A 26,144-nucleotide genomic window follows, 5' to 3' on the forward strand; every position below is an offset into this window, starting at 1 on the left:
CCAGCTAGCAATGCAGGAACCCCATGACCTCCACATTGCAATGAAAATCCTATGGGCCGCCTCGAGCGCCGTCCAATGGCATGCTATAGCGACCACATGGGATTCGGGGTTTTTATTCACCGCTCAGATTCGATCTATGATGATAGCCCGGCCGAACGATATCAGTTCCCGAGCCAATATCTGGGCCGTGTCCTAGCCTGTCTTGGCGATTGGATTATTTATTATGAGCCCAAGAAGGTTGCGTATACGCGCGGCTACTTCGCTATAGCAAAGGTCGGAAGGGTCATGCCAGACCCCACTGCGCCTGGAATGCATATTGCGTTGGTTGAATCTGGTACCTATCTCGACTTTATAAATCCGGTCCCTTTCAGCGGACCTGAAGGGGTGGTTGAACATGGTGTACTCAACGACGAGGGGCGTATCTCGGGTCGTGCGCAATCGGCGGTGAGACTGATCTCCTCGACCGACTTCAATAGAGTCGTGTTGCTTGGCTTCAACGAGATTGAGTCGGAATTGCCGCGTGTCGGGGAGGCGGAAGTCCTTGAGCCGGTATCTGGCTTTGCGGATGTTCAATCGCCTTTCATTCTCGAGCATGAACGCGATCGCATGACGCAATTCACATCGCGGATTGTCCGCGACCATATTTTTCGCCGCCTCGTTTTGGAGGCGTACGACCGACGATGCGCGATCACCGGACTGAGGCTTATCAATGGTGGTGGCCGAGCCGAGGTCAATGCTGCGCATATCAGACCAGTCGAAGCCAACGGTCCCGATATTCTGACCAACGGTTTGGCCCTGTCGGGAACCGCGCACTGGATGTTTGATCGGGGTCTGATCAGCCTCTCCGATGATTTGGAGATACTGATCTCACGACAGGCGAACGACCGGGAAAGTATCCAGCTTCTCTTCAACAGGAGCGGCCGGGCCATCGTCCCGCAACGTGCCGCCCAACAACCGCATCCGCATTTCTTGCGTTGGCATAGAGACAATTGCTTCAAGCATTAAGGACGCCAAGCATCCGGGCCGAGTGATCACCCCGTAATGTCGACAACGCCGCAATCGCCAGCCTCCGAACCGAAGACAAGGCGATGTCCGGTCGTATCCCAATTCATGGACGAAATTGCGCCTTTGCCGGGGCGGCGCAAAAGCACTTCCTTCTGGTCGCCAAAGCGTGCGACCAGAATCATGCCGTCTGAATAACCGATCGCCACGATCTCCTCGGCGGGATGGCAGGCCACGGCTGTGACCAGACTATCGCCACGTGTGCCGAGTTCAAGCGGTGACTTGCCCATCGGACCATCCTTGCCGGAGAAGGGCCAGACAATGGCCGCAGGCGCGCCGGATGTCGCGAGCCACTTACCCTTGGTACTCCAAGACCAGCTTTTCACCTTGTTAGGATAGCCGGTCATGCGCATGTGGCGATTGTCCTCAAGCCGCCATCCGTGCAGCGCATTTTCCTGCATGGACGTGACGAGGAAACGGTTGTCCGGCGAAAACATCACCGATACATGTGCGCCTTTCCATTCAAGCTCCGTCGGTGCGCTATTGGTTGCCGGCCAATGCAGCGTGACGCCATTGTAACGGGCAACTGCCAACCGCAATCCCTTGGGTGCGAAGCCAACCCCTTCGACGCTGCGTTCGTGGGGAAACTCCCGCAATGAGCCGTCTGGTGAGCGCACCCAGGCGGAACGTCCGGATGCAAAGGCGATTGCACCACTGGGTGCGGCGGCCAGGGCAGTCAACCATTTGCGTGGCAGGACGCTGAGTTCCAGCGCTTCACCATTCAATCCCGTCGAGCAGATACGTCCGTCCTCTCCACTCGTAAGAAGTGACTTGCCATCGACAGCCGGAACAGCACAAAGGAGGCCATCATGCGCCTGTGTTGTCTTGTGGCCATTGTCGAGGCGATGGATCGTACCGTCGGCCAGGGCGAAAAAGGGCACGTCCAGGATAAAGCGTGCATCGATGCAATGGGCGGCAAGATCAAGCGGGGCAATCGTCGGCATCAGGCAAGGCAGCTTTCAAGACCGGCTCTCAGGGCGGCATCGTCGAGCTGGCGCCCGATGAAGACCAGCCGGCTCTCGCGTTTTTCGTTCTCTTTCCAGGCGCGTTGATGGTCGCCTTCGATGATCATGTGGACGCCTTGGACGACATAGCGCTCATGATCGCCCCTGAACGCAAGTATCCCCTTCAGACGCAGGATATTCGGCCCCTGGTCCTGGGTGATCCGCTGAATCCAGGGGAAGAACTTGTCCGGATTCAGTTCGCCGGTCCGGATCGAAACGGATTGAACCGTCACGTCATGGATGGGCGAAACATGGTCGTGATGATGATGGTCATGCGCATGATCGTGATGATGGTGGCCATGGTCATGATCATGATCATGATCGTGGTGATTATGATCACAGTCGGGCCCACAAGTGTGGTCGGGGTGGTCATGGTCGAGGAAGTGCGGGTCACTCTCCAGGGCGCGGCTGAGATCAAAAGCACCCCGGTCCAGAACACGCGAGAGCTCGATGCCGGCACGTTCTGTACGATGAATGACGGCATGCGGGTTGATGGCGCGTACCGTCGCCTCGACCTTTGCCAGTTCCTCGGGCGTAACAAGATCGGTCTTGTTCAACAGCACCACATCGGCGAAAGCGATCTGGTCTTCTGCCTCGCGGCTGTCGGCGAGACGCAACGGCAGATGCTTGGCATCGACGAGGGCAACGACAGCGTCCAGCGCCGTCTTGCTGCGCACGTCATCATCCATGAAGAAGGTCTGGGCGACAGGAACCGGATCGGCAAGGCCTGTCGTTTCGACGATGATGGCATCGAAACGGCCCGGGCGGCGCATCAGGCCCTCCACGACACGGATCAGATCGCCCCTAACGGTGCAGCATATGCAGCCATTGTTCATCTCGTAGATTTCTTCGTCGGATTCGACGATCAGGTCGTTGTCGATGCCGATCTCGCCGAATTCATTGACAATGACCGCGTAGCGTTTGCCGTGATCCTCGCTGAGGATGCGGTTGAGCAGCGTGGTTTTTCCGGAGCCGAGATAGCCGGTCAGAACGGTGACGGGGATCTGGGATTTACGCGCGGTTTCTACCGCAGCAGCGGATGTCGTCGGAGCTTCACTCATCGTGCGCCTCTTTGAATGGATTGACCCACGATATAGGTGATAAGGCACCAGATTGCCACACCTTTGGCATTCAAATACGTGAACACAGGTTCAATCGGATTGATGCGGGTTCTGGAAGACAGACATGTCGAAGCGGTCGACATCATCGAGCAACTCAATGATGCCTTTCAAGCTGTGGGCAATGATCCGTTCACCTGCCGCGGCTGTGGCCCGCGCAGCATCGCCCGCAACACCTTCCTTATTGAGATCGCTCATCTTCCAGCCGAAGGCATGCGGTCCGTAGGCGCGCAAATGTCTGAAGGTCCCGGCAAAGTCGCGCTGATTTGATGCGAAATTGCGGGCCTTTCCCATATTCACAAGTTCAGGATGCAGGGCAAGCATGACGGATGTCTCGATAAAGCCGCCATGGATATCAAGCGCCTTTGCTTCCGGTGAAATCATGCCATCCGGCAAACCAAATCGAGTCCAGCTTGTAGCCACGGCAAGCATATCGAAACGAACGCGCAACTCCGTAGCGACGATCGTCATCAGAGGCGCGTTGCCGCCATGGGCGTTCAGGATAACCAGTTTCGACAGGCCGCGTTGTGACAGGCGCTCGCCAATGCCTATCCAGCGGTGCACCGCTTCGTCGAAGGCAAGTGTCCTCGTGCCGCTGACATCCATATGCTCGATGGAGTACCCGATGGGTTCTACCGGCAGGAACTCCACGACAAGCGTCGGAGGAAGCGCCCGCTTGAGGCGCTCGACCAAGCCGGCTGCGATGAGTGTGTCGGTTTCGAAAGGCAAGTGAGGCCCATGCTGCTCGTGGGCTCCGAGTGGTAAAAGCGCGATTGTTCTTATCGATGCTGTCGGCATGTCCGGATCATCCCAAAGCAATTCCAGGAAAGCCGAAGCGGCCTTCCATCCGAAGCTGCGTTGCAAGCAAGGCATAAAGCATTTCCGCAGACATGAAAAACGGAAACGCCGTCATGGTGGATTGTGCAATCATGTCCGTGCGAGCAGAAAGAATTTGTCCTGGTCGTGCTTTTTTTAGCCTTGAAATGGCGTGCGCAGCAATTCGTCGGCAAATTTCATCAGATTGTCATATAAGAATTGTAACGCGGATTTACGGCGATCCAGGGCAAAGGGCGCGATAGCTTTTCGTGCATGGGCACCACCGTTCTGTAATCACCATGAAACAATTCTGCGTATAGAAAGTTTGTCTGTTAATCTAATCCACAAAACCGAGCTAGCCGTCTCATCATCAGCTGGACAACGCTTCAAAGCGAGCAGGAGTTTGAATGGTCAAGGATCGTAAGCCCCTCATTCTTCATCGTCTGCAATCAACTGCGCGTCTGACGAGGACCGCGCTGGCGATGCGTTTGCTGGGCCATGGGTTCTATGCCGGGCAGGATGCGGTGATGCTGCAATTGGCAAGCGAAGATGGCCTTTCACCCAGCGTGCTTGCCAAACGTCTTGGTGTACGGCCGCCGACCATAACAAAGACAATCTCGCGTTTGCAGACGCAAGGTTTTGTCAAGAAGCAGGGCTCGGCGACGGATCAGCGCCAAGCACATATTTTCCTGACCGACACGGGAAACGAGGCCATAAAAGCGATCGAGAAGTCCATTCGCAAGACCGAGAAGGATGCGATGAAGGGCTTTGACAAGAAGGAGCGCAAGGCATTCGTCAAGATGCTGTCGCGGCTGGAGGTCAATCTTTCAGCCGCTGAACTGTTGCGTCAGACCGGATCCGACGACGATCATGATGACGACGATAGTGACGATGAGTGATCTGTAAGAAGAATTTCGCAATCTGCGGTTACAAAACGCTTGAACTTGCTATCATCGTGCGAGTCTTGCCCGCCTGATTGGTCGTTCCTTTGTCTTTAACCTCCCATCCGTCACCGGAATTCGCGCCGCCTGCAGCAATCCTCTACCTGTTTGCTGCAGGCTTTCTGTTCTCCTGCCTCGACGCGAGTGCGAAATATCTTGTTTTATCGGGGATTCCGGCAAGCTTCATTTCCTGGATGCGCTTTGTCGAGCACACACTCCTCGTCCTGGTCTTTTTCCGGCCATGGTCGAACCCCGCCCTTTTCAAGGTTCGAAGCATACCCCTGCAGTTTGTTCGTGGGCTCTGCCTGTTCGGGTCGACCTTCTTCAATTTCTACGCGTTGCAAACGATGCAGCTTGGCGAGACGATCACGATCAATTTTGCCGCGCCAATGGTCATTGCTGCGCTCGCGGGACCGCTTCTCGGAGAGTGGGCTGGCTGGCGCCGATGGGCCGCCATCATCGTGGCTTTCATTGGGGTGCTTATCATTGCCCGCCCTGGATTTGCTACGCTCAATCCGGGTCTGCCGTACTCGATTGCGTCGATGCTCAGTTACTCGTTCTATGTGCTCCTGACACGCCGGATGTCGGCTACTGAAACACCAGAGAGTCTGATCTTCTTTTCTGCACTCGCTCCAGCGATCCTGATGTCGCCGGCCATAACGCAGGCGATCATCCCCGAAACACCGCTGCAGATCGCATTGCTGCTCTCGCTGGGGTTCTTCGGCGGGCTTGGTCATTTCCTCATTATTCTCGCCTACAGAAAGGCAACCACGGCGGCCCTGGCGCCTTACCCGTTCTTGCAGATCATCTGGATGCTCGCATTCGGATACTTCATATTTGACCAGTTTCCCGATGCATATACGCTTTGCGGAGCGGTCATCATCATCGGCAGCGGGCTTTACGTCGTCCACCGCGAGCGCCGGTTGCGCATCAGGGACTGAATTGGATCACGAAAGAACTTTGATTTATCCGGCTGCGATGGCATAACGCCGGGTAACTATGATGCGGCTTGTTTGACAGTACTGCGGGAGGCGGTTTTTGGCGCAAAAGATCAAACTATCGACGATTGCCGACGCGCTGAAAGTGTCCACAGCAACGGTATCGCTGGCATTGCGCGACAGTCCCCTGGTGGCTGATCAGACACGCGAGAAAATCAAGGAACATGCACGCGCCATCGGCTATATCTATAACCGGCGCGCGGCCAGCCTTCGCACGTCGCGGTCGGGCATCGTCGGCGTTGTCGTTCATGACATCATGAATCCATTCTTTGCGGAGATTCTGCGGGCCATTGAGGGCGAGCTCGACCGGTCGGGTCAGACTTTCATCCTGTCCAACCACTACGACCAGCTCGACAAGCAACGCACCTTCATTGAGACGGTGCTGCAACTTGGCGGCGACGGTGTGATCATGTCCCCGGCGATCGGAACGCCAGCCGAAGACATCCGCATGGCCGAAGACAATGGCTTGCCGGTCGTGCTGATCGCCCGCAGCGTGAAGGATGCGAACGTGCCGGTTTTTCGCGGCGACGACTCCTATGGCATCGGACTAGCCACCAACCACCTTATTTCGCTGGGTCATACCAGGATTGCCATGGTTGGTGGAACGGATCAGACGTCGACCGGGCGTGATCGCTACGAAGGCTACCTGCAGGCCATGCAGAAGGCGGGGCTTGAGGTAAAGCCGGAGTGGCGCATCCCCGGACCCCGCACCAAGCAGGCGGGATTTGATGCGGCACCCCAGTTCCTGGCATTGAAGGATCACCCTACGGCGGCGGTCTGCTGGAACGATCTGGCGGCAATCGGGATGATGAACGGCATTGCGCGTGCAGGACTCGTTGCCGGCGTAGATATCTCCGTCACCGGCTACGATGACTTGGAAGAGGCGGCGATCGCTACGCCGGCGCTCACTACAGTCTGGAATGGGCAGCGCGAGGTCGGACAGCGTGCAGCGCGGGCGCTGCTCGATCAGCTGAATGGCGCTGATACCCACGCACGCCAGGAACTTATAAAACCGGAACTGCGGATCCGGCAGTCAACCTCCAGGCCGAAGGAGCGGTAAGCACCGCCATTGTCCGTGCTGCAGGGCAGCTTCATCCTTCATTAACGCTGCGCGACTAGGCTTTGCCGGATCACAGTTGCATGGAGTACGCCATGAAATTGGCAGGTACGGCCTGGTTCGGCCTCATGAGCACAGCAGCCATCATAGCCATGTTCCTGGATTTCGCGACCTACAGGGACAACGAAGATCCCGAGGTCGATGCAGGTATGACGACAGCGTCGATTACCGCCGAAAGTTCCGATCTCGACAGGCCGACGTTCGTGATCCGTGGCCCAGGCGGTGGAGCCGACTGCCGTGCCTTCCCCTCGCAGAACGGGACGTCGGGCCACAACACTCTCACCACCGACAAAAAATGTGCCGAGCTTTATCCGCCGCTGGCAAATGCCAGGACGTGGCACAACAACCAGGACGGAACAATAGACCTTGCCGATCATCTCGGGCGCCCGATCGTGGTCTTCAGCCCTGGCGACGGACTTGCCTATATCAGCGTCGAGCCACGCTCCGTGATTCTATCAATGTCGACGGAAGGCGTTAGCCTATACTAGCACGTAGCCGATTACTCAGCGGCGTGAAGCCGTTCTCGGCTCGCCTTGTGGGCACGCGCGGCATCTCCAAAAGCTTCGAAAATCTTGCGCGAAGGACTGTCGCTTTTCACCCAGTATTCGGGATGCCACTGGACGCCGACAGCAAAACTGCGGGCGTTTTTGACTGATACCGCTTCAATCGTACCATCATCGGCCACTGCTTCTATCTCCAGCTGCGCCGCTGGCTTGTCGATCGCTTGGCGATGAACCGAATTCACCTTGATCGAATCGCTTTGCATGACCTGTGCCAGGCAGGATCCGGGCTTGATATGCACGGGGTGCCGGATGGCGAAGCGCTCCGCCTGTGCGTCCGATTGGGGCGCCCGATGGTCCATGCGCCCGTCAAGTTCCTGGATTTCTGTCGCGAGCGTGCCGCCAAGCGCAACATTGAGTTCCTGAATGCCGCGGCAGATGGCCAGAAGCGGAATTCCCCGTTCGATGGCGCGGCGAATCAGCGGCAATGAGGTGGCGTCGCGCGCCGGATCATACGGCTCGTGCGCGGCGCTGGCAGATGCGCCATAGAGTTCCGGGTGAACATTGGACTTGGAACCGGTGACGAGGACACCGTCGACGCCATCCAGAATGGCATCGATATCGAGACCCTCGCCAAAAGACGGAACGATCAAGGGGATGACCTTGGCCGCGTCGTAGGCAGCCATCAAATACTGATCAGGGGCAGCGTGCCACGTGTAATTTTCGAACGTCCGGACATCAGATGTTATGGCGACGAGAGGTTGCCGCATGATCTTACTCCTAAGAAATATGTTCCTATGTAGTGCAATTCGAGCGCGTTTCCAATGGCGGCGGCAACGCAGCTGTTTCGCCGCCAGAGCTCGGATTATTTGCGGATTGGCGAGCATGTTCAGACGGCCTCCAAAAGCTGACTTGTTTGTGTTTCCACCTGCTGGACTTGAATAGGCGAGTGTGTATGGTGATGGCCAAGATCGGGAGGACAAGCAAGGGATTGTCCGGTGGTCTGAGCCGAAGAGTTTGATTTCAATCGTTGGGAGGAGAATTAATGGATCGTCGTGCGTTCATCACGAAGGCGGGATTTGCCGGGGTCGGTGCTGCAGCTGCAACCACCCTGGCTGCGCCCGCCATCGCGCAGTCGTTGCCCAAAGTTACATGGCGTTGCGCATCGTCATTTCCGAAGTCGCTGGATACGATTTATGGCGGTGCCGAAGTGCTGTCGAAATATCTGAAGGAAGCAACGGACGGGAATTTCACGATTCAACCATTTGCGGCCGGCGAAATCGTTCCGGGCCTCCAGGCGGCAGACGCCGCGGCGGCTGGTACCGTCGAGCTTTGCCATACGGTCGCCTACTATTACTGGGGCAAGGACCCCACCTGGGCCTTGGGCGCAGCGGTGCCTTTCGCATTGAACGCCCGTGGGATGAACGCCTGGCAATACCATGCCGGCGGTATCGACCTCATGAACGAATTCTTCAACAAGCAGGGACTGCAGGCCTATCCGGGCGGCAATACCGGCGTGCAGATGGGCGGTTGGTTCCGCAAGGAAATCAAGACAGTTGATGACCTCAAGGGCCTGAAGATGCGTGTCGGTGGATTTGCCGGCAAAGTCCTTGAAAAGCTTGGTGTTGTGCCGCAGCAGATTGCCGGCGGCGACATTTATCCATCGCTGGAAAAAGGCACTATCGATGCGGCGGAATGGGTTGGCCCCTACGACGACGAGAAGCTCGGATTCCAGAAGGTTGCACCGTTCTACTACTATCCTGGCTGGTGGGAAGGTGGTCCGACGGTCAGCTTCATGGTCAACAAAGCGAAGTGGGACTCGTTGCCGCCCGCTTACCAGTCATTGTTCCGCACGGCTGCACAGGCCACCGATGCCGACATGCTGCAGAAGTATGATGCATTGAACCCGGCAGCCATCAAACGCCTCGTCGCAGGCGGGGCACAACTGCGTCCATTCAGCCCCGAGATCCTCAGCGCGTGTTTCGAAGCAGCCAATGGCGTCTACGCCGAGATGGAAGCGACCAATCCGGGATTCAAGAAGGTCTGGGAGTCTATCAAGGCATTCCGCAACGAGCACTTCCTCTATGCGCAGGTCGCGGAATATTCCTTCGACACCTTCATGATGATTCAACAGCGCAACGGCAAACTATAGGTTTTTCGCTACGCCACGAACGAAAACCCCGGCACGCAAGGGCCGGGGTTTTTTCTTGCCCCACCGGTGTCTGGTGGCCTGAAGCTGCGTATGGCGGTTGTCATGGCGGCGCCAGCAGTCTAACAGTAACGAAACAATCTGGGTTGTGGGGCCGGTACTCGATATATGATAATCAATGACCAAACGATTTCCATTGCGGGAAAAACAATTGCGGTGACCGGGGGCTCATCGGGTCTGGGCCTGCGAATGGTCCATATCCTGGCGACCCATGGCGCTAACGTCGTGTCGATTTCGCGCACTCCCGCGCCCGATAACGAATTTCGGCCGAACATCATGAACATCATGGCAGACGTCACCGTCCCGACGGATATTGAGCGCGCCTTCGATGAAGCCGAAAGCCGCTTCGGCACCGTCACGGTCGTCTTCAACAATGCCGGGGTTGCGGCAGTTGAGCGTGCGCTGACAACAACACGCGAGCAACTGCGCCATATATTCGAGGTGAATGTCGAGGGCGCATTCTTTGTTGCGCAGGAGGCGGCCAAGCGAATGATGGCCAAGAGCGTGGGCGGCTCGATTATCAATCTGTCCAGTATACTCGCCGACGCACCGGTGAAGGGATCGACCGCGTATGCAATGTCGAAAGCGGCGATTGCACAGATGACCCGATCGCTCGCGCTTGAGTGGGCTGCCCACGGCATTCGGGTCAACGCTATCGCTCCCGGTTGGTTTCCCACCCGTCTCAATGAGACATTGATGGAGGGACCAGCCAAAGGATTTCTGAAGGGGAAGAATCCGATGCGGCGGCTGGGAGACCCCAAAGACATTGACGGAGCCGCCTTGATGCTGGCTTCGGATGCCAGCAGTTACATCACGGGGACCGTCATTACCATTGATGGCGGACATAGCCTGCAAGGCTGATCGGCTGCTTCATATGCGCTCCGTATCCTGAACGGTGGTGCGCGTGGCGAGAACGAAGACGAGTAGCGAGAAGACGGCGGCGTCGCGCCAGAGAACCGAAAAATAACCGCCCCACAGTGATTCCACCATGCCGACGATCGCTGCACCGCACGCCGCGTGCAACGGGCGGGAAAACCCGCCAGCAGCGGTAATGAACAGGATCTTCAATCCGAAGATCATGCCGGTGTTGAAGCTGACATTGCCATAGTAAAGCGCAGCGAGAAATCCGGCCAACGCGCAAACGCCGTAGCCGGACAAGATGGCCTTCGTCCTGACACTTGCCGGATCGATGCCACACATTGCGGTCGCCGCAGGTTCGTCGCTCACGGCCCGCCAAATGCGACCGGCAGATGTTCGCAGCATGACTGCCTCGCCGGATGCAAGGACCACCAGCGCAACGGCAATGTTTGCCAACTGCAATTGGGTCAGGCTGATGTCTATGCCGGAGCCAAGTACCTTGACGGGCGCGGCCAGTATCGGCGGCAGCCAATAATCCCGCGTATTGGCAGCTATGCGAGACAGTTCCATCAGGAAGATGCTGAGCCCGAGCGTTGCCACGAGCACGGTGTTTCGGCTGCCGGCATCGAGCGGGGCATAAACGAAGCGTGCAATCGCATAGCCTCCAGCACCAACATAGATGACGGCCATCAGAAGCCCGAACGCAAGCGCCGCAGGCAGCGTCATCCATAGCACCGACCATGCAAAGGCCGTGACCAGAATGAAGGTTTGTCCGGAAAACGCAAAAATTGCGCCCAGTGAAAGATCAGTACGGTGCGTAAGGCCATGGATCAACACGTAGCCATAGGCCAACAGGGCGTAGAGCGCCGCATTGTGTATGCCATTGAGTAGAAGTTGGAGGAAATAGGCCATCGGCGTCCTCAAGTTTTGATCATTCTAACTTGCATTATCCATTTTACCAGTTAGAATTTTCCCATGAACTTTGATTGGAACGCACACCGGTTCAGCGGAGGTGTCTTGGCGCTTGATCTGGCCAACACCGTCATTTTTCGCGAAACACCGGAACGCTTACAGGATCGTTTCGCCGATGCTGCGGAAGTGCCGCGTTTTGCCATGGCCGCTGCGCATTTCAGGCAAGGCGAATGGGGTGATGTGCAGTTCCGTCCGCCTGTAACGCCGAGCGGATTCACTACGTTGATCAATGCGCGTGAATCCATCAACGGGCTTTTCCGGGCGGCTGCGAAGGGACAAGGTCTGGCGCCGCGAACTTTGTCCGCATTCCTGCGGCTCGGTTCGGACGTCGTTTGCCACGAGCCTGATAATCAGAAACTGGCATTGCCGCAGGCATCGGGGATGCGGAGCGAATTATCACTGACGACTGCCGCATTTCTCTCTGGCATAAGCCTGTTTGAACCGTCGCGCCTCGAACGGGTCAAGATATGTCCAAACTGTCATTGGCTGTATTTTGACGAGAGCCGCAATCGCAGCCGGCGATGGTGCGACATGCGGGTGTGCGGCAATCGCGCCAAGGCTCGCCGCCACTATGATCGCAACGGACGACTTGCGGAGAATGGCAGTGCCTAGGCCAAATGCATCGCGTCTGATCCTGTCATTGGTCATGCTCGCCGGGTTGCTCTGCGCCTGCCGCGACGCAGGGGAGGGCGATTACGTCAATGTCACCGGGAGAATTTTCGTCTTCAATTACCGGATCGCTCAGGCGACCTATCTTCTTACGCTCGGCAAGCTCAGGCCGCTTCCGGATGGCGCGGTGCTGGAGGCGACGTTCGAGAACCCGGCAGGAGGGGCACCCTTCGTCGTTCGGCAAAAGGTCTGGCCAATGATGGAGAAGATCACCGTCGAAAGCCCGCCCATCAAATGCGTTAAGGCCGACCGGGAATACAAGGTCAGCATGCGTCTTGAGGATCCCGGCGGCAAAATCCTGCAAACGATCGAACGGACGATGATATCGGACGTCGACCAATCGGTGATGCCCGATAAGCCCCTTGTCGTGGGCCCATTCTACGATGCGAACCCTGATAAAGGTTCTGGTGGAAACTTATCCGCCACGTGCCCGGCTTAACAATATCGATACGAAATATCTATTCACTTACACAAGTTTCCTGACGTGATTTTGGTTCAGGAATTAGTAATTCTGTTTTTCGATTTATGGGGGGTAGATTTGACACGGGCCGTAAATAGATATTGCTAGTTGTTGTTCGATCTTAAGCTACATTATCGTTAGCGTTTGGTGAAAGTAATCGTTAGCGTATCCACTATGGATACACTTGGGCGCGGTCGTATTGATGAGAACTGAACGCAACGAGAGTCTAGAGCTCATATCCCTTCGAACGCTTTATGCGAACAAGGACGCCGTTTGGCGGACCGCGGTCGTGCAAATCATTGCGACCCTGATGATCTACATCAAGACTGGCCATCCAATATATGCCGGTTTTGCACTTGGCTTCTTCTTCACCATCCTTGCGAGAACCGCCAATACCACCGCTTTCGAACAGACGGATTTTTCCAATGCCGTCCCGGCTAACCTGAAGATATGGGAGTGGCGTTATCTCGCTGGCGCATTGACGACCTGCGTCCTGCTCGGGATGCTGTGTTTTGTCAGTATCTATGTGCTGGCCGACCCGTCAGCGGCAATTACCAGCGTGATTATCGCGGTCGCGTCGATGGTTGCACTGGTGACGCGAAATTATGTTTCTCCCAAGGTCGTCATAGGTATGTCGATCGGTATTCTGGCGCCGCTGTTCGTCACATTCATTTTGCTTGGGGGATTCTATAACTGGCTCCTCGCCCTGCTGATCCTGCCATACTTCGGGAGCAATATCGGTATCGCCTCCAACCTGCGCCAGTCGCTGTTTGATGCTCTTTCAGGAAAACGGCAGCTTGGCATCGTCGCCAATAATTTCGATGCTGCGCTAAATGGCATGCCTCAGGGATTGCTGATGTTCGACAGCAGCCAGAGGATTACGGTCGCCAACATGCGGGCGGCCAAGATGCTGGGGTTTGACCATCCGAGGCAGTTGCAGGGGCGAACGCTGGAGACGCTGCTGCGCCTGGCACAATTGCGGGACTATTTCCCAGAAAATGAGCTCGGTGCCTTGCGCGTCAAAATAAGGGATCTGTTGGCGGGCTCGAAGCAACGCGATACGTTCGTATCGCCTACAAATCGTCACTATGAATTTACGGCGACGCCCGATCCGCACCATGGAACTGTTCTGGTCATGCAGGACGTCACGCGCCGAGCGGACGCTGAGGCGCAAATCAACAGGATGGCACGTTTCGACAGCCTGACTGGTCTGCCTAACCGCAGCCAGTTCGCTGAAATTGCCAACACATATGCAAGTACCGTTCAGCTTGGTACGCAAATCATCCTGATGGTTGTCGATATTGATGGTTTGAAACGGACCAACGACACGTTTGGCCATCGGATCGGAGACGATCTCCTGCGGGCATTTGCCGACCGGCTCGCATCAGTCGATGCCAGCCACCCCGTTATCTCCCGTTTTGGCAGCGACGAATTCGTCCTGCTATTCTCGGCAGCATCGCACGAAGAGGCGATGCAGTGCGTTGAGCGCATCATGGCGGCTATTTCGGGCCAGTACATCGTATCCGGTCATGAAATCATGACAGGTGTGCATTCGGGCGTGGCCATCGCAGATGTAGCAAAGTTCGACCTGGCAGCCATGCACATGAATGCCGACCTTGCACTTGATGTTGCCAAGAAGAAGACGCAGAAGAAATGGGCAGTGTTCGTCGATACGATGGACCATTCGTTCCGGAGCAAGCAGCGCCTCAAGGCCGACCTTCGCAGGGCGATTGCAGAAGGCACTCTATCGGTTGCCTACCAGCCGATCGTCAATGTACGGACACTGCGGATGACATCGTGCGAAGCGCTTTCGCGGTGGCACCATCCTGAGTTCGGATCGATTTCGCCTGCAGAATTCATTCCGATGGCGGAAGAGATGGGGCTCATTTCAGAGCTGACGCGTAGCGTCATCGAGCGCGCGGTCAAGGATTGCAGCAAATGGGAATCCCGCATTGCCGTCTCGGTCAACCTGTCGTCCCACGATCTGCAGAACATGGATATGGTCAATATGATCCATTCCACATTGAGGCAGCATGATATCGAGCCGCATCTGCTCGAAGTGGAAGTGACTGAGGGAGCGATCATTACCGACCGCGAAATGACCGGAACCGTTCTTGCGGAGCTCAAGGAATACGGTATCCAGGTCGCCATAGATGACTTTGGCACCGGTTACTCCAGCTTGAGCTACCTGAAGGATCTGCCCGTGACGAAAGTCAAGATTGACCGGTCCTTCATCGCGGATATCGCCAAGGAGGGCCGTTCGCTGAAACTGTTGCGCGGCATCGTGCAGATGTCGCATGAGCTTGGATTATCCGTGACCATTGAAGGCCTTGAGACAAACGAGCAATCCGAGCTGATCAAGCAGTGGATCGGCGCAGAGTATGTTCAGGGATATCTCTATGGCGCAGCCATGTCCGCCGACGAGATCGTAAAGCTGCTGGACATTCCAATGGAACAGCGGTTGCTGGCGGTGGCAGGCGACCTTGCGCCGTCGCTGCACTGACGCGGAAACTCATCATTCGCAATGATCATTGGATAAGACTCCGTGCAGCCTGACATGGCCCCGCCGATCGCTTATCCTGTTCGGCATATTGTTTTCTAGTGCATGCCGCCGAGGAAGGACGCCAACATGATCGCACAGATCGCCATTGCCCCGCTTGTTGCCTTGATAGCGGGCATCATCATTCTGATAGCGCCAAGACTGCTGAATTACGTGGTCGCCCTTTATCTGATCATCATCGGTGTTGTCGGGCTCTTTCCCCAATTGCTCGGGTAATTTTATTTCAATGGTTTCGCAGAAACTGTCTCTTGATTTATATCGATTGCATGCGCCGGAGCGACTATCTGCGCATTGCGCTGGTGCGCCGTTTTCGCTATTGCCAATACGACATTGACTGTAAGAGGTTTGAAGATGGCTGAACATCACGATACTTCGCCTGCAGAGTTGGGCGCTCCGATGGATTACACGGAACATGAGCGCACATATAATCTGTTCCTGGCCCTCTCGAAATGGGGCGTTGTTTTCTGTTTGGCGCTGATGGTCGCAATGGCGTTCGGCTTTTTTGCCGGCGGCTTCTTCTCCGCTGCCGTACTTTTTATTGTTGTCTGTTTGGCTTCCTGGTTTCTTCTCTAGGCCGACTCTCTGAACACATGCCGGGTTGATAATCCGAACTTAAACGCCGCTCATCTGGACCGGCCAAATCTCGGGGTTGCCAATCATCATAAGCGGAAAAAGGCGCGCTGGTCGTCAGACCAATGCCTTGTAGTGATTAACTTGCTTTGGGGGTGAGGAGCTTGGCTCAGACACTATTCATACCGAAAGAGATTGACGCCAACGAGCCGCGTGTGGGCGGTTCTGCCGAGACGGTCAAGAAGCTTGTCGGTCTCGGTTTCAGCGTGATCGTTGAGGCGGGTGCCGGCACGGCATCACGCATTCCCGACCGTGAGTTCGAAGCCGCGGGCGCAACGATCGGCAAGACCGCTGATATCAAAGGCGCGGATGTGGTCCTGAAGGTCCGCCGGCCAGGTTCTGCAGAGCTCAAGTCCTACAAGCAGGGCGCTGTCGTCATCGCCATGCTCGATCCCTACGGCAACGATGCGGCCGTCAAGGAACTGGCGGATGCTGGTGTCACTGCCTTCACCATGGAATTCATGCCGCGCATCACGCGCGCCCAGGTCATGGACGTCCTTTCGAGCCAGGCCAATCTCGCCGGCTACCAGGCGGTTGTGGATGCGGCCGAGGAATACGACCGCGCTCTGCCAATGATGATGACAGCGGCGGGCACGGTCCCTGCCGCCAAGGTATTCATCATGGGCGTCGGTGTTGCCGGTCTACAGGCCATCGCTACGGCGCGCCGTCTGGGCGCAGTCGTCACCGCCACGGACGTACGTCCCGCGGTCAAGGAGCAGGTTGCCTCACTGGGCGCCAAATTCCTTGCCGTCGAGGACGAAGAGTTCAAGGCGGCCGAGACGGCCGGCGGTTATGCCAAGGAAATGTCGAAGGAATATCAGGCGAAACAGGCGGCGCTGGTCAATGACCATATCGCCAAGCAGGATATCGTCATAACGACCGCACTGATCCCGGGTCGTCCGGCGCCGCGGCTGGTCACGCGGGAGATGTATGCTCGCATGCGTCCCGGTTCGGTGATCATTGATCTGGCCGTCGAGCGCGGCGGCAATGTTGAAGGCGCGGTTGCCGGACAGATCGTCGAAGTCGACGGTGTCAAGATCGTCGGCCACCTGAATGTCGCCGGGCGCATCGCGGCCACCGCCTCGCAGCTTTACGCCAAGAACCTTGTGGCTTTCGTCGAGACACTGGTCGACAAGGATACCAAGACAGTCAAGATCAACTTCGAGGACGAACTGGTCAAGGCAACGGTGCTCACGCATGGCGGCAAGGTGGTCCACCCGAATTTCGCCGGTGTTGAAACGACCCCGGCGGCAACGGCCGTTGCGACCGCTGCCGCAGACAAGCCTGCTGGCAAAAAGCCTGCCCGTGCCAAGGCGCCGGCTGCCAAGGCGCCAGCTGCCAAGGACGCTACGGTAGCAGAAGCCAGGAAGGCGGCTCCGAAAAAGGTCGCGGCGCCGAAAGCTGCATCCAAGAAGACTGAAGGAGAAGCGTGATGGCCGATGCAACACTCGATAAGGCGCTTGAGACCCTGAACCAGGCCACGGAGATGGTTCGCCAGGCCGCCGAAAACATGCCCGAGGCGGCAGGTGCGGCTGCCCATGCCGTCACCGGCGGCGCGGTTGATCCGTTCGTCTTCCGGCTTGCCATTTTCGTTCTTGCGATCTTCGTCGGCTATTATGTCGTCTGGTCGGTGACGCCAGCCTTGCATACGCCGCTGATGGCGGTCACCAACGCGATCTCTTCTGTGATTGTCGTGGGTGCCCTCCTTGCCGTCGGCCTGTCGGCAAGCGGTGCGGCCACGGGCTTCGGCTTCGTAGCGCTCGTTCTTGTCAGCGTGAACATATTCGGCGGCTTCCTCGTCACCCATCGCATGCTTGCCATGTACAAGAAGAAAGAAAAGTGAGGCCGGCATGAGCGTGAATATCGCAACTTTTCTGTATCTGGTTTCCGGCGTCCTGTTCATTCTGGCGCTGCGCGGCCTTTCCCATCCCACGACCAGCCGTCAGGGCAATTATTACGGCATGACCGGCATGGCCATCTCGATCCTGACCACGCTGGCTTTGGCCGAGCCGAGCTTCAAAGGGCTTGGCCTGATCATCCTCGGCCTCGCCATTGGCGGCAGCGTCGGCGCCTATATCGCCAAGCGCATCGCCATGACTGCCATGCCGCAGCTTGTCGCCGCATTCCACTCGCTGGTTGGTCTGGCTGCTGTCCTGGTGGCTGCTGCGGCCGTCTATGCGCCTGAATCCTTCGGGATCGGCGAGGTCGGCAGTATCCATGGGCAGGCGCTGGTTGAGATGTCGCTCGGTGTCGCCATCGGCGCGATCACGTTTACGGGCTCGATCATCGCCTTCCTGAAGCTCGACGGGCGCATGTCCGGCAAGCCGATCATGCTGCCGGGGCGCCATGTCATCAATGTTGCGCTGCTGGTTGCCATTGTCGTGCTCGTCATTGCGCTGGTTCTGACCGAAAGCCATGTCGTTTTCTGGCTCATCGTCATCCTGTCGCTCATCCTTGGCGGTTTGATCATCGTACCGATCGGCGGCGCCGATATGCCGGTGGTCGTCTCGATGCTGAATTCCTATTCGGGTTGGGCCGCCGCAGGCATTGGCTTCACGCTGGGTAATCTGGCGCTGATCATCACCGGTGCGCTGGTTGGCTCCTCGGGTGCAATCCTGTCCTACATCATGTGCAAGGGCATGAACCGGTCATTCATCTCGGTGATTCTCGGCGGCTTCGGCGGCGAGACGGCTGCGGCTGGCGGCGGTGAAGTCGAGCAGCGTCCTGTGAAGCAGGGCTCGGCCGATGATGCTGCCTTCATCATGAAGAATGCTTCCAAGGTGATCATCGTGCCGGGCTACGGCATGGCGGTCGCCCAGGCGCAGCACGCCCTGCGCGAAATGGCTGACAAGCTGAAGGCTGAAGGTGTCGAGATCAAATACGCCATCCATCCGGTGGCGGGCCGCATGCCCGGTCATATGAACGTGCTTCTGGCCGAGGCCAACGTGCCCTATGACGAAGTCTTCGAGCTCGAAGACATCAATTCGGAATTCGCGCAGGCCGACGTTGCTTTCGTCATCGGCGCCAATGACGTGACGAACCCGGCCGCGAAGACCGATCCGAAGTCACCGATCTTCGGCATGCCGATCCTTGATGTCGACAAGGCAGGAACAGTTCTCTTCATCAAGCGCGGCATGGGCTCGGGCTATGCCGGTGTCGAGAACGAACTGTTCTTCCGTGACAACACGATGATGCTCTTCGCCGATGCGAAGAAGATGGTCGAGAATATCGTCAAGGCCCTCGACCACTAGGTCGTTATTGAGCACCAACGTTAAAAAGCCCGCCAGACTTGGCGGGCTTTTTCGTTATATCAGCTCTGCGATTTCATGGCTGGATGACAAACTCAAGCGTTTGCCCATGGCACGTCAAGAAGTCTTGCGGGTGCGTGCCAAGCCGTCGATGGCTGGTTTGTATTTGGGATCGAGCTGCACGGCCTTGGCATAGGATTTGGCTGCCCGAGCCTTGTCACCGCGATGCTCATAGATCAGCGCCTGGTTGGCCCAGCCCTCGGCAATCGTGCCATCGAGTTTGATTGCCGTATTGAAGTCGTCGAAGGCATTGTCATCGTCGCCAAGCGCGACATAGGAAATTCCGCGGCCATTATAGGGCTCTGCCGCGTCTGGCTGCAGCGAGATTGCCGTCGAAAAGTCTTCGATCGCCTGCTTGTGCTGGTTGCGGGCCTGATAGATCAAGCCGCGATTGTGATAGGCGCGCGCGTCGGTCGTGCTCAACTGGATCGCCTGCTGAAAGTCGTTCAGCGCCTGATCCAATTGCCCTTGCTGGCGATAAAGATTGCCGCGGCCGATATAGGCCGCGTCATATTGGGGATTGATCTGGATGGCCCTGCTATAGTCAGCAACGGCTTGGGCGGTATTGCCCATGTTGCGATACACGAGCGCCCGGTTGGCATAGGCCTGGTAGAAATTCGGGTTCAGCTCAAGCGCCGTGTTGAAATCCTTGATCGCATCGCTGTTGCGGCCGGCGCGTCCGAAAGCCGAGCCACGCACATTGTAGGCCTCAGGGTCCTTCGGATTGTTGCGGATGACTTCGTTCAGCGAACTGATGTTCTCGGTGGACCCTTGAGCCTTGTCGATGCCGGTCATATCGGTCGTTGAAGTGCTCTGGCAGCCAGCGACCGCCATCGTAAGGACCGATGCGATCACCAATCCGGTAAAGCGCACTGCCTGCAACGCGGATTGAGTTTCACGGTGAGATGTCGTTTCAACTGAATAGGTCATATTCCATGTGTCCCGTACAACCAAAAGCTTTGCAAGCTTTTTTGCTCCGATGGCACCAAACGAAAAAAGGGCGGTGTGGCACAAGCCACTCCACCCCGTAATCGGGTCAATACGCCGCTAAGAATGCAGATCAACGAGCCGCGGAAGCGCGGACCGGAGCCTTGCGAGCTGGCATTGGCAGAAGGCCTTCGCGCTGAGCCTGCTTGCGAGCGAGCTTGCGCGCACGGCTGATTGCTTCCGCCTTCTGGCGGGCGCGCTTGATCGAGGGCTTCTCGTAATGATCATGCATCTTCATTTCGCGGAACATGCCTTCGCGCTGCATCTTCTTCTTGAGAACGCGGAGAGCCTGATCAACATTGTTTTCGCGTACGAGTACCTGCACGTTTTATCCTGTATCTATTAGAATTTCGTTGAGCCCGGTTCGCCATGCCCAATAGTCGCTGTATGGGACAACCAACCGGCCTTCGCGACGGTTATCCATCGCAAACTGCCGAGGCCATTATCAGAAAGCTGGACCGATGTCCATGCTTGTAATGTGCAAATGAAGGATATTCGATCAACCCCCAAGCCTCCGCCCGGAATTTTAGTCTAACCGGCAATGTAACGCCAATCTCCGTCGCAAAATGGCAAAACACCATTGAACGGATACGATACTGATGCATAAAAGCACGGTCCCCAAGTCGCTAAAATCGATGTCGATTACTGGACAGGGACGTGTGAAAACCTCTTAACAATCGCTCTGCGAAGGCCAACTGGTTCGCAAAGGAATAGGTGATGCGGAAATATTCGGTGTTTGCTCTGGCCCGCGAGGCCCTGCGTGCTCACAAGGGATGGGAGCAGCAATGGACATCACCGGAACCCAAGGCGGAATATGATGTCATCATTGTCGGCGCGGGTGGGCATGGACTTGCGACCGCCTACTACCTTGCCAAGGAACACGGCATCACCAATGTAGCCGTCCTTGAAAAGGGCTGGCTCGGTGGCGGAAACACAGGTCGCAATACGACCATTATCCGCTCCAATTACCTTTACGACGAATCCGCCGGCATTTACGAGCACGCAGTGAAGCTCTGGGAGGGCCTGAGCCAGGATCTCAACTACAATGTGATGTATTCGGCGCGCGGCGTGATGATGCTGGCGCACAATATTCACGACGTGCAGGTCTTCAAGCGCCACATCCATGCCAATCGGCTGAATGGCATCGACAATGAATGGCTTACGCCCGAGCAGGTCAAGGAATTCTGCCCGCCGATCAATCTTTCGGCCGACGCGCGCTATCCGATTATCGGGGCTGCGCTGCAACGCCGCGGCGGGACTGCACGTCATGATGCAGTCGCCTGGGGCTATGCCCGGGCGGCAGCCGATCGTGGCGTGCATATCATCCAGAACTGTGAAGTCACCGGTATTCGCCGCGCACCCAACGGCGCGGTGATTGGTGTCGACACCAATCGCGGGCCCATCAATGCCAAGAAAGTCGGTGTCGTCGCGGCGGGCCACACCTCGGTCATCATGAACATGGCCGGCGTACGCATGCCGCTCGAGAGCTATCCGCTGCAGGCGCTGGTGTCCGAGCCGGTCAAACCGCTGATCCCATGCGTGATCATGTCGAATACGGTTCACGCCTATATTTCGCAGTCCGACAAAGGGGAGATGGTGATTGGTGCTGGCACGGACCAATATACCTCCTACTCCCAGACCGGCGGTCTCCATATCATCAACCACACGCTCGATGCGATCTGCGAAATGTTCCCTGTTTTGACGCGGTTGAAAATGCTGCGCTCCTGGGGCGGCATCGTTGACGTGACGCCGGATCGCTCGCCGATCCTCGCCAAGACTCCCGTTCCGGGGCTCTACGTCAATTGCGGCTGGGGAACCGGCGGGTTCAAGGCGACGCCCGGCTCGGGCAATGTATTTGCCCATACAATTGCCCGCGACGAACCGCACCGCATCAACGCGCCGTTCACGATCGAGCGATTTACGACAGGCCGCCTCATCGATGAAGCCGCTGCTGCGGCCGTTGCGCACTGACATTCAGGAAACGAGACAGACAATGCTTCTCATCAAATGCCCCTATTGCGACGAAGAGCGGCCGGAACTGGAGTTCCGCAATGCTGGTGAAGCGCATCTCGTGCGTTCTTCCTCCATTGTCGAGCAGTCAGACGATGATTTTGCCGCCTTTCTGTATTTCCGCCAGAACCCGAAGGGACTGCAGTTCGAGCGTTGGCGGCACATTCACGGGTGCGGCCGGTTTTTCAACGCCGTGCGCGACTCGGTCTCGGACAAGTTCCTGACAGTCTACAAGGCTGGTGAGCCCCGCCCCAATGTGGAGCAATTTGTGGTGCAGCCAGCCGCTCCGGTGGAACCAGGCGAAGAGCCGCAAGCGAAACCCGCGCGCGGCGCCAAGAAAGCGGAGGTGTGAGCCTATGAGCACCACTACTCATTCCGGAAGCAATCGTATCGCCGGCGCTGGCCGCCTTACTCCTGCAAAAACAGTGCGCTTCACGTTTGATGGGCAGAACCTGACTGGCCTTGAAGGTGACACCGTGGCTTCCGCGCTTCTTGCCAACGGCATCCACCTCGTCGGCCGCTCATTCAAGTATCACCGCCCGCGCGGCATTCTGTCTGCCGGAAGCGAGGAACCGAATGCGCTGGTCGATATTGAACGCGACAAGTCGCGCAAGCAGCCGAACGTCCGCGCCACAGTGCAGGAGATCTATGACGGACTGAAGGTCAAGTCGCAGAACCGCTGGCCGTCGCTGACCTTCGACATCGGTGCCATCAATGATGTCTTCTCCCCGATGCTGCCGGCCGGATTCTACTACAAGACTTTCATGTGGCCGAAGTTTGCGTGGAAGACGATCTATGAGCCCAAGATTCGCGCCGCCGCCGGTCTTGGTGTCGTTCCCGGCGAAGCGGATACTGATCGCTACTCCAACCGTTTCGCCCATTGCGATGTCCTTGTCGTCGGCGCCGGTGTTGCCGGCCTTGCGGCCGCGCTCAGTGCGGCATCAACCGGCGCGACAGTCATGGTTTGCGATGAACAGCCGGAAGCGGGAGGTGCGCTGCGCTATGAAAGTGATGTCGTCATCGACGGCGTTTCCGGTCATGAGTGGGCGGCTGCGACCGTGGCAAAGCTCGAGGCGATGGATAATGTCTCCGTTCTGACGCGCACCACGGCTTTCGGTTACTATGCGCAAAACTTCGTTGGACTCGTTGAGCGCCTGAGCGATCATCTGAGCACTCCTGCCGCCGACATGCCGCGCGAAAGGCTGTGGCAGGTTCGTGCAAAAAAGGTGGTTCTCGCCACCGGAGCCATCGAACGGCACATGGTCTTCGCCAATAATGACCGTCCGGGTGTCATGCTTGCTTCGGCAGCGCGGATGTTTCTCAACCAGTATGGTGTCGCCGTCGGCCGCAAGGTCGGTGTCTACACGGCCAACGACTCGGCCTATGCCGCTGCAATCGATCTGAAGCGAGCCGGTATCGACATTCCGGTGATCGTCGATACACGCGACAATCCGAATTCGCCGATTGTCGAGGAGGCGCGTTCGCTCGGGATCGAAGTCCTGGCCGGACATGCAGTGTACAGTGCCGGCGGCAAGCGACGGGTTTCGTCGATGTCGATCAGGCCGAACAGGGGCGGCGATGAACGCAAGGTCGCCGTCGACGCGCTGATCATGTCGGCCGGTTGGACTCCGTCGGTCCATCTGTTTTCACAGTCCCGCGGCAAGGTTGCATGGGACGCCGCAAATGAGCGGTTTCTGCCCGGCACCTATGCGCAGGACTGCGTTTCGGTCGGTGCCTGCAACGGCACGGACGGGCTGCAAGCAACGCTGGATGAGGCTTTTGCTGCCGGTGGTGGAAAGGCTGGGTCAGTTCCCGCAACCGGGGGCGCAGGCTGGGTCGGCGGCATGATCGGCTCGGCGCCGGGGGCCGGTGCCGATACCACGGTGAAGGCGTTCGTTGATTTCCAGAACGATGTGACCGCAAAGGATGTTCGGCTCGCTGTGCGCGAAGGCATGCATTCGATCGAACACGTCAAGCGGTTCACAACCAATGGCATGGCGACGGACCAAGGCAAGACCTCCAACCTGCATGGTCTGGCAATCGCTGCCGAGGCTCTCAATCGGCCGATCCCGGCCGTCGGGCTTACAACGTTCCGCGCCCCGTTCACGCCGGTCACGTTTGGCGCGATTGTCAATCACGCCCGGCATGATCTGTTCGACCCGACACGGCGTACGCCCATGCATGCCTGGCATGCGGCGCAGGGTGCGGAGTTCGAGGACGTCGGCCAGTGGAAACGCGCATGGTATTACCCGCAGGCGGGTGAGGACATGCACGCTGCGGTCAATCGCGAATGCGTCGCCGTCCGCAACCATGCCGGTATTTTCGATGCCTCGACGCTTGGCAAGATCGAAGTGGTCGGTCCTGACGCCGCGCAGTTCCTGGAGCTCCTTTATACCAATCCATGGCAGAAGCTCGGTGTCGGGCGCCTGCGCTACGGCATCATGCTGCGCGAGGACGGCTTCATCTATGATGACGGTGTCGTCGGACGGCTCGCGGAGGATCGCTTCCATGTGACGACTACAACCGGCGGCGCACCGCGCGTCATGCATCATATGGAGGATTACCTCCAGACCGAGTTCCCGCATCTCGACGTCTGGCTGACATCGACGACGGAGCAATGGGCCGTGATCGCAGTGCAGGGGCCGAAAGCCCGGGAGATCATCGCGCCGCTCCTAGAAGGCATGGATATTTCCAACGAAGCCATGCCGCACATGAGCGTTCGTGAAGGCAAGATCTGCGGCGTGCCGACGCGCCTGTTCCGCATGTCGTTTACCGGCGAGGCAGGCTACGAAATCAATGTCCCGGCTGATTACGGGCAAGCCGTATGGGAAGCCGTCTACGAACGCGGTAAGCCGTTGGGCCTTACACCGTATGGCACGGAAGCAATGCATATCCTGCGTGCGGAGAAGGGCTATATCATCGTCGGCCAGGACACGGATGGCACCGTCACGCCGCAGGATGCCGGACTGACCTGGGCGATCGGCAAGAACAAGACGGACTATGTGGGCATTCGCGGCCTTCTGCGCCGCGACCTCGTCGCGGATGGGCGCAAGCAACTCGTCGGCCTCAAGACCGTCGATCCGCGGCAGGTACTGGAAGAGGGCGCGCAGCTTGTTGCCAATCCGAACCAGCCTGTGCCGATGACAATGATCGGCCATGTGACTTCGTCTTACTGGTCGGAGAACTGTGGCCGTTCCATCGCGCTGGCACTGGTTGTGGATGGAACCAAGCGGCTGGGCGAAACGCTCTATGTGCCGATGCCGAACGGAGTGATCGAAGTGGAAGTAACCGGAACAGTGTTCTTCGACGAAAAGGGAGAGCGGTTGAATGGTTAAAATGATTCAGGCAGAGCGGTTGCATCCACTCCACCCGGGCTCCGTATCGATTGCCCTTGCCGACAATGCCATCCGCCTTTCGCTCCGCGCCAAACCGGATGCGGTCCCGGCGCTATCCAAAGTGCTGGGGCTGGATCTGCCGGTCAAGCCGAAGTCGACTGCCTCAAAGGGCGCGCGCACGGTAATGTGGCTCGGCCCCGACGAGTGGCTGATTATTGACGACGCCACAAGCAGCCTTGCCGATGATCTGGCCAAGGTGAAGGTGCTGCATTCGGCTGTTGACGTTTCCCATCGCAATGTCGGAATTATCGTGTCCGGCAAGGGTGCAAGCGCGGTCATCAACGGCGGCTGCCCGCAAGACCTTTCGCTCAATGCCTTCCCGGTGGGCGCAGCATCGCGCACCGTACTCGGCAAGATCGAGATTGTGCTGTGGCGTATGGGGGAAAACAGTTTCAGGGTTGAATGCTGGCGCTCGTTTTCCACCTATGCCTATGGGTTTCTTCAGGAATCTGCCCGAGACGTTGCTGTCTGACAGGGCCTGTTGTCAAAGAACCGGGTGTATTTGACCCTTGCCACGCCCGCTTTCGCGT

Annotated in this window: 26 protein-coding genes; 19 read left to right on the forward strand and 7 right to left on the reverse strand. The window is 57.5% G+C overall.

Annotation, left to right across the window (positions count from 1 at the left end):
- Window positions 1-96 precede the first annotated feature (96 nt).
- A complete protein-coding gene (locus K9U38_RS21430) occupies window positions 97-1,005 on the forward strand; it encodes an HNH endonuclease (RefSeq protein ID WP_224496390.1) in 909 nt (302 codons plus the stop codon).
- Window positions 1,006-1,031: 26 nt separating this feature from the next.
- Here the strand turns inward: K9U38_RS21430 and K9U38_RS21435 are convergent, their stop codons facing one another.
- From K9U38_RS21435 to K9U38_RS21445, 3 genes are all read right to left on the reverse strand, one after another.
- A complete protein-coding gene (locus K9U38_RS21435) occupies window positions 1,032-2,006 on the reverse strand; it encodes a WD40 repeat domain-containing protein (protein ID WP_224496391.1) in 975 nt (324 codons plus the stop codon).
- Window positions 2,006-3,127 carry a CobW family GTP-binding protein gene (locus tag K9U38_RS21440; RefSeq protein ID WP_224496392.1) on the reverse strand — a complete coding sequence of 374 codons (1,122 nt, stop codon included), beginning with the start codon at window positions 3,125-3,127 and terminating at the stop codon, window positions 2,006-2,008. Before K9U38_RS21440 ends, K9U38_RS21435 begins: the two co-directional genes overlap by 1 nt.
- 90 nt (window positions 3,128-3,217) lie before the next feature.
- Window positions 3,218-3,982, reverse strand: a complete 765-nt coding sequence (locus K9U38_RS21445) for a creatininase family protein (protein ID WP_224496410.1) — start codon at window positions 3,980-3,982, stop codon at window positions 3,218-3,220.
- A 425-nt stretch (window positions 3,983-4,407) separates the two neighbouring features.
- On the opposite strand from K9U38_RS21445, the gene K9U38_RS21450 reads away from it, so the two are divergent.
- From K9U38_RS21450 to K9U38_RS21465, 4 genes are all read left to right on the forward strand, one after another.
- Entirely contained in the window at window positions 4,408-4,899 is a 492-nt protein-coding gene (locus K9U38_RS21450; RefSeq protein ID WP_224496393.1) for a MarR family winged helix-turn-helix transcriptional regulator, read from the forward strand.
- Window positions 4,900-4,988: 89 nt separating this feature from the next.
- Entirely contained in the window at window positions 4,989-5,882 is an 894-nt protein-coding gene (locus tag K9U38_RS21455) for a DMT family transporter (protein ID WP_224496394.1), read from the forward strand.
- A 97-nt stretch (window positions 5,883-5,979) separates the two neighbouring features.
- Window positions 5,980-6,999, forward strand: coding sequence for a LacI family DNA-binding transcriptional regulator (locus tag K9U38_RS21460; RefSeq protein WP_224496395.1), 1,020 nt, complete (start codon window positions 5,980-5,982; stop codon window positions 6,997-6,999).
- Window positions 7,000-7,091: 92 nt separating this feature from the next.
- A complete protein-coding gene (locus K9U38_RS21465) occupies window positions 7,092-7,544 on the forward strand; it encodes a hypothetical protein (RefSeq protein ID WP_224496396.1) in 453 nt (150 codons plus the stop codon).
- A gap of 11 nt (window positions 7,545-7,555) precedes the next feature.
- Here the strand turns inward: K9U38_RS21465 and K9U38_RS21470 are convergent, their stop codons facing one another.
- Complete coding sequence (locus tag K9U38_RS21470; protein ID WP_224496397.1) at window positions 7,556-8,326, reverse strand: gamma-glutamyl-gamma-aminobutyrate hydrolase family protein; 771 nt, start codon at window positions 8,324-8,326, stop codon at window positions 7,556-7,558.
- 275 nt (window positions 8,327-8,601) lie between these two features.
- Here K9U38_RS21470 and K9U38_RS21475 point away from each other — a divergent pair, with 275 nt between their 5' ends.
- Window positions 8,602-9,708 (forward strand): TRAP transporter substrate-binding protein, encoded by a 1,107-nt coding sequence (locus tag K9U38_RS21475; RefSeq protein WP_224496398.1) that lies wholly within the window; start codon window positions 8,602-8,604, stop codon window positions 9,706-9,708.
- 165 nt (window positions 9,709-9,873) lie between these two features.
- Window positions 9,874-10,626 carry an SDR family NAD(P)-dependent oxidoreductase gene (locus K9U38_RS21480; RefSeq protein WP_255607521.1) on the forward strand — a complete coding sequence of 251 codons (753 nt, stop codon included), beginning with the start codon at window positions 9,874-9,876 and terminating at the stop codon, window positions 10,624-10,626.
- A gap of 9 nt (window positions 10,627-10,635) precedes the next feature.
- On the opposite strand, the gene K9U38_RS21485 is transcribed toward K9U38_RS21480, so the two are convergent.
- Window positions 10,636-11,535 (reverse strand): branched-chain amino acid ABC transporter permease, encoded by a 900-nt coding sequence (locus tag K9U38_RS21485; RefSeq protein WP_224496399.1) that lies wholly within the window; start codon window positions 11,533-11,535, stop codon window positions 10,636-10,638.
- Window positions 11,536-11,598: 63 nt separating this feature from the next.
- Here K9U38_RS21485 and K9U38_RS21490 point away from each other — a divergent pair, with 63 nt between their 5' ends.
- From K9U38_RS21490 to K9U38_RS21525, 8 genes are all read left to right on the forward strand, one after another.
- Complete coding sequence (locus K9U38_RS21490) at window positions 11,599-12,207, forward strand: CGNR zinc finger domain-containing protein (RefSeq protein ID WP_224496400.1); 609 nt, start codon at window positions 11,599-11,601, stop codon at window positions 12,205-12,207.
- A 34-nt stretch (window positions 12,208-12,241) separates the two neighbouring features.
- Complete coding sequence (locus tag K9U38_RS21495) at window positions 12,242-12,703, forward strand: hypothetical protein (protein WP_224496412.1); 462 nt, start codon at window positions 12,242-12,244, stop codon at window positions 12,701-12,703.
- A 223-nt stretch (window positions 12,704-12,926) separates the two neighbouring features.
- Window positions 12,927-15,227 (forward strand): putative bifunctional diguanylate cyclase/phosphodiesterase, encoded by a 2,301-nt coding sequence (locus K9U38_RS21500; protein WP_224496401.1) that lies wholly within the window; start codon window positions 12,927-12,929, stop codon window positions 15,225-15,227.
- Window positions 15,228-15,353: 126 nt separating this feature from the next.
- Window positions 15,354-15,500, forward strand: coding sequence for a DUF3096 domain-containing protein (locus K9U38_RS21505; protein WP_106714236.1), 147 nt, complete (start codon window positions 15,354-15,356; stop codon window positions 15,498-15,500).
- 135 nt (window positions 15,501-15,635) lie between these two features.
- Window positions 15,636-15,857 carry an aa3-type cytochrome c oxidase subunit IV gene (locus tag K9U38_RS21510; RefSeq protein WP_224496402.1) on the forward strand — a complete coding sequence of 74 codons (222 nt, stop codon included), beginning with the start codon at window positions 15,636-15,638 and terminating at the stop codon, window positions 15,855-15,857.
- Window positions 15,858-16,018: 161 nt separating this feature from the next.
- Complete coding sequence (locus K9U38_RS21515) at window positions 16,019-17,347, forward strand: Re/Si-specific NAD(P)(+) transhydrogenase subunit alpha (RefSeq protein ID WP_224496403.1); 1,329 nt, start codon at window positions 16,019-16,021, stop codon at window positions 17,345-17,347.
- Entirely contained in the window at window positions 17,347-17,757 is a 411-nt protein-coding gene (locus K9U38_RS21520; RefSeq protein WP_224496404.1) for an NAD(P) transhydrogenase subunit alpha part 2, read from the forward strand. The genes K9U38_RS21515 and K9U38_RS21520 overlap by 1 nt, the downstream gene beginning before the upstream one ends.
- 7 nt (window positions 17,758-17,764) lie before the next feature.
- A complete protein-coding gene (locus K9U38_RS21525) occupies window positions 17,765-19,165 on the forward strand; it encodes an NAD(P)(+) transhydrogenase (Re/Si-specific) subunit beta (protein WP_224496405.1) in 1,401 nt (466 codons plus the stop codon).
- 114 nt (window positions 19,166-19,279) lie between these two features.
- Here K9U38_RS21525 and K9U38_RS21530 read toward each other — a convergent pair whose 3' ends face one another.
- Together K9U38_RS21530 and rpsU are read right to left on the reverse strand one after the other, a co-directional pair.
- Complete coding sequence (locus tag K9U38_RS21530; protein WP_224496406.1) at window positions 19,280-20,152, reverse strand: tetratricopeptide repeat protein; 873 nt, start codon at window positions 20,150-20,152, stop codon at window positions 19,280-19,282.
- A gap of 130 nt (window positions 20,153-20,282) precedes the next feature.
- Window positions 20,283-20,534 (reverse strand): 30S ribosomal protein S21, encoded by a 252-nt coding sequence (gene rpsU / locus K9U38_RS21535; protein WP_099997993.1) that lies wholly within the window; start codon window positions 20,532-20,534, stop codon window positions 20,283-20,285.
- Between the two features lie 392 nt (window positions 20,535-20,926).
- On the opposite strand from rpsU, the gene K9U38_RS21540 reads away from it, so the two are divergent.
- Genes K9U38_RS21540 through K9U38_RS21555 form a run of 4 tightly spaced genes read left to right on the forward strand, consistent with a single transcriptional unit; the run spans window position 20,927 to window position 26,086 of the window.
- Complete coding sequence (locus K9U38_RS21540) at window positions 20,927-22,180, forward strand: sarcosine oxidase subunit beta (RefSeq protein ID WP_106714299.1); 1,254 nt, start codon at window positions 20,927-20,929, stop codon at window positions 22,178-22,180.
- A gap of 22 nt (window positions 22,181-22,202) precedes the next feature.
- Window positions 22,203-22,571, forward strand: a complete 369-nt coding sequence (locus K9U38_RS21545; RefSeq protein WP_224496407.1) for a sarcosine oxidase subunit delta — start codon at window positions 22,203-22,205, stop codon at window positions 22,569-22,571.
- 4 nt (window positions 22,572-22,575) lie between these two features.
- Window positions 22,576-25,554: a sarcosine oxidase subunit alpha gene (locus K9U38_RS21550; protein ID WP_224496408.1), complete on the forward strand. Its 2,979-nt coding sequence runs from the start codon at window positions 22,576-22,578 to the stop codon at window positions 25,552-25,554.
- Complete coding sequence (locus K9U38_RS21555; RefSeq protein ID WP_224496409.1) at window positions 25,547-26,086, forward strand: sarcosine oxidase subunit gamma; 540 nt, start codon at window positions 25,547-25,549, stop codon at window positions 26,084-26,086. The genes K9U38_RS21550 and K9U38_RS21555 overlap by 8 nt, the downstream gene beginning before the upstream one ends.
- Window positions 26,087-26,144: the final 58 nt, after the last annotated feature.

Source organism: Phyllobacterium lublinensis (assembly GCF_020164435.1).
GTDB classification, from domain to species: domain Bacteria; phylum Pseudomonadota; class Alphaproteobacteria; order Rhizobiales; family Rhizobiaceae; genus Phyllobacterium; species Phyllobacterium lublinensis.

Excerpts from the sequence above, each read along its gene's own strand:
- K9U38_RS21545 (WP_224496407.1), top strand. The coding sequence starts at position 22,203 with ATGCTTCTCATCAAATGCCCCTATTGCGACGAAGAGCGGCCGGAACTG.
- K9U38_RS21440 (WP_224496392.1), bottom strand. The coding sequence starts at position 3,127 with ATGAGTGAAGCTCCGACGACATCCGCTGCTGCGGTAGAAACCGCGCGT.
- K9U38_RS21550 (WP_224496408.1), top strand. The coding sequence starts at position 22,576 with ATGAGCACCACTACTCATTCCGGAAGCAATCGTATCGCCGGCGCTGGC.
- K9U38_RS21520 (WP_224496404.1), top strand. The coding sequence starts at position 17,347 with ATGGCCGATGCAACACTCGATAAGGCGCTTGAGACCCTGAACCAGGCC.
- K9U38_RS21540 (WP_106714299.1), top strand. The coding sequence starts at position 20,927 with ATGCGGAAATATTCGGTGTTTGCTCTGGCCCGCGAGGCCCTGCGTGCT.
- K9U38_RS21495 (WP_224496412.1), top strand. The coding sequence starts at position 12,242 with ATGCTCGCCGGGTTGCTCTGCGCCTGCCGCGACGCAGGGGAGGGCGAT.
- K9U38_RS21530 (WP_224496406.1), bottom strand. The coding sequence starts at position 20,152 with ATGACCTATTCAGTTGAAACGACATCTCACCGTGAAACTCAATCCGCG.
- K9U38_RS21475 (WP_224496398.1), top strand. The coding sequence starts at position 8,602 with ATGGATCGTCGTGCGTTCATCACGAAGGCGGGATTTGCCGGGGTCGGT.
- K9U38_RS21505 (WP_106714236.1), top strand. The coding sequence starts at position 15,354 with ATGATCGCACAGATCGCCATTGCCCCGCTTGTTGCCTTGATAGCGGGC.
- K9U38_RS21555 (WP_224496409.1), top strand. The coding sequence starts at position 25,547 with ATGGTTAAAATGATTCAGGCAGAGCGGTTGCATCCACTCCACCCGGGC.
- K9U38_RS21465 (WP_224496396.1), top strand. The coding sequence starts at position 7,092 with ATGAAATTGGCAGGTACGGCCTGGTTCGGCCTCATGAGCACAGCAGCC.
- K9U38_RS21525 (WP_224496405.1), top strand. The coding sequence starts at position 17,765 with ATGAGCGTGAATATCGCAACTTTTCTGTATCTGGTTTCCGGCGTCCTG.
- K9U38_RS21485 (WP_224496399.1), bottom strand. The coding sequence starts at position 11,535 with ATGGCCTATTTCCTCCAACTTCTACTCAATGGCATACACAATGCGGCG.
- K9U38_RS21470 (WP_224496397.1), bottom strand. The coding sequence starts at position 8,326 with ATGCGGCAACCTCTCGTCGCCATAACATCTGATGTCCGGACGTTCGAA.
- K9U38_RS21490 (WP_224496400.1), top strand. The coding sequence starts at position 11,599 with ATGAACTTTGATTGGAACGCACACCGGTTCAGCGGAGGTGTCTTGGCG.
- K9U38_RS21450 (WP_224496393.1), top strand. The coding sequence starts at position 4,408 with ATGGTCAAGGATCGTAAGCCCCTCATTCTTCATCGTCTGCAATCAACT.
- K9U38_RS21510 (WP_224496402.1), top strand. The coding sequence starts at position 15,636 with ATGGCTGAACATCACGATACTTCGCCTGCAGAGTTGGGCGCTCCGATG.
- K9U38_RS21445 (WP_224496410.1), bottom strand. The coding sequence starts at position 3,982 with ATGCCGACAGCATCGATAAGAACAATCGCGCTTTTACCACTCGGAGCC.
- K9U38_RS21480 (WP_255607521.1), top strand. The coding sequence starts at position 9,874 with ATGATAATCAATGACCAAACGATTTCCATTGCGGGAAAAACAATTGCG.
- K9U38_RS21500 (WP_224496401.1), top strand. The coding sequence starts at position 12,927 with ATGAGAACTGAACGCAACGAGAGTCTAGAGCTCATATCCCTTCGAACG.
- K9U38_RS21435 (WP_224496391.1), bottom strand. The coding sequence starts at position 2,006 with ATGCCGACGATTGCCCCGCTTGATCTTGCCGCCCATTGCATCGATGCA.
- K9U38_RS21430 (WP_224496390.1), top strand. The coding sequence starts at position 97 with ATGGGATTCGGGGTTTTTATTCACCGCTCAGATTCGATCTATGATGAT.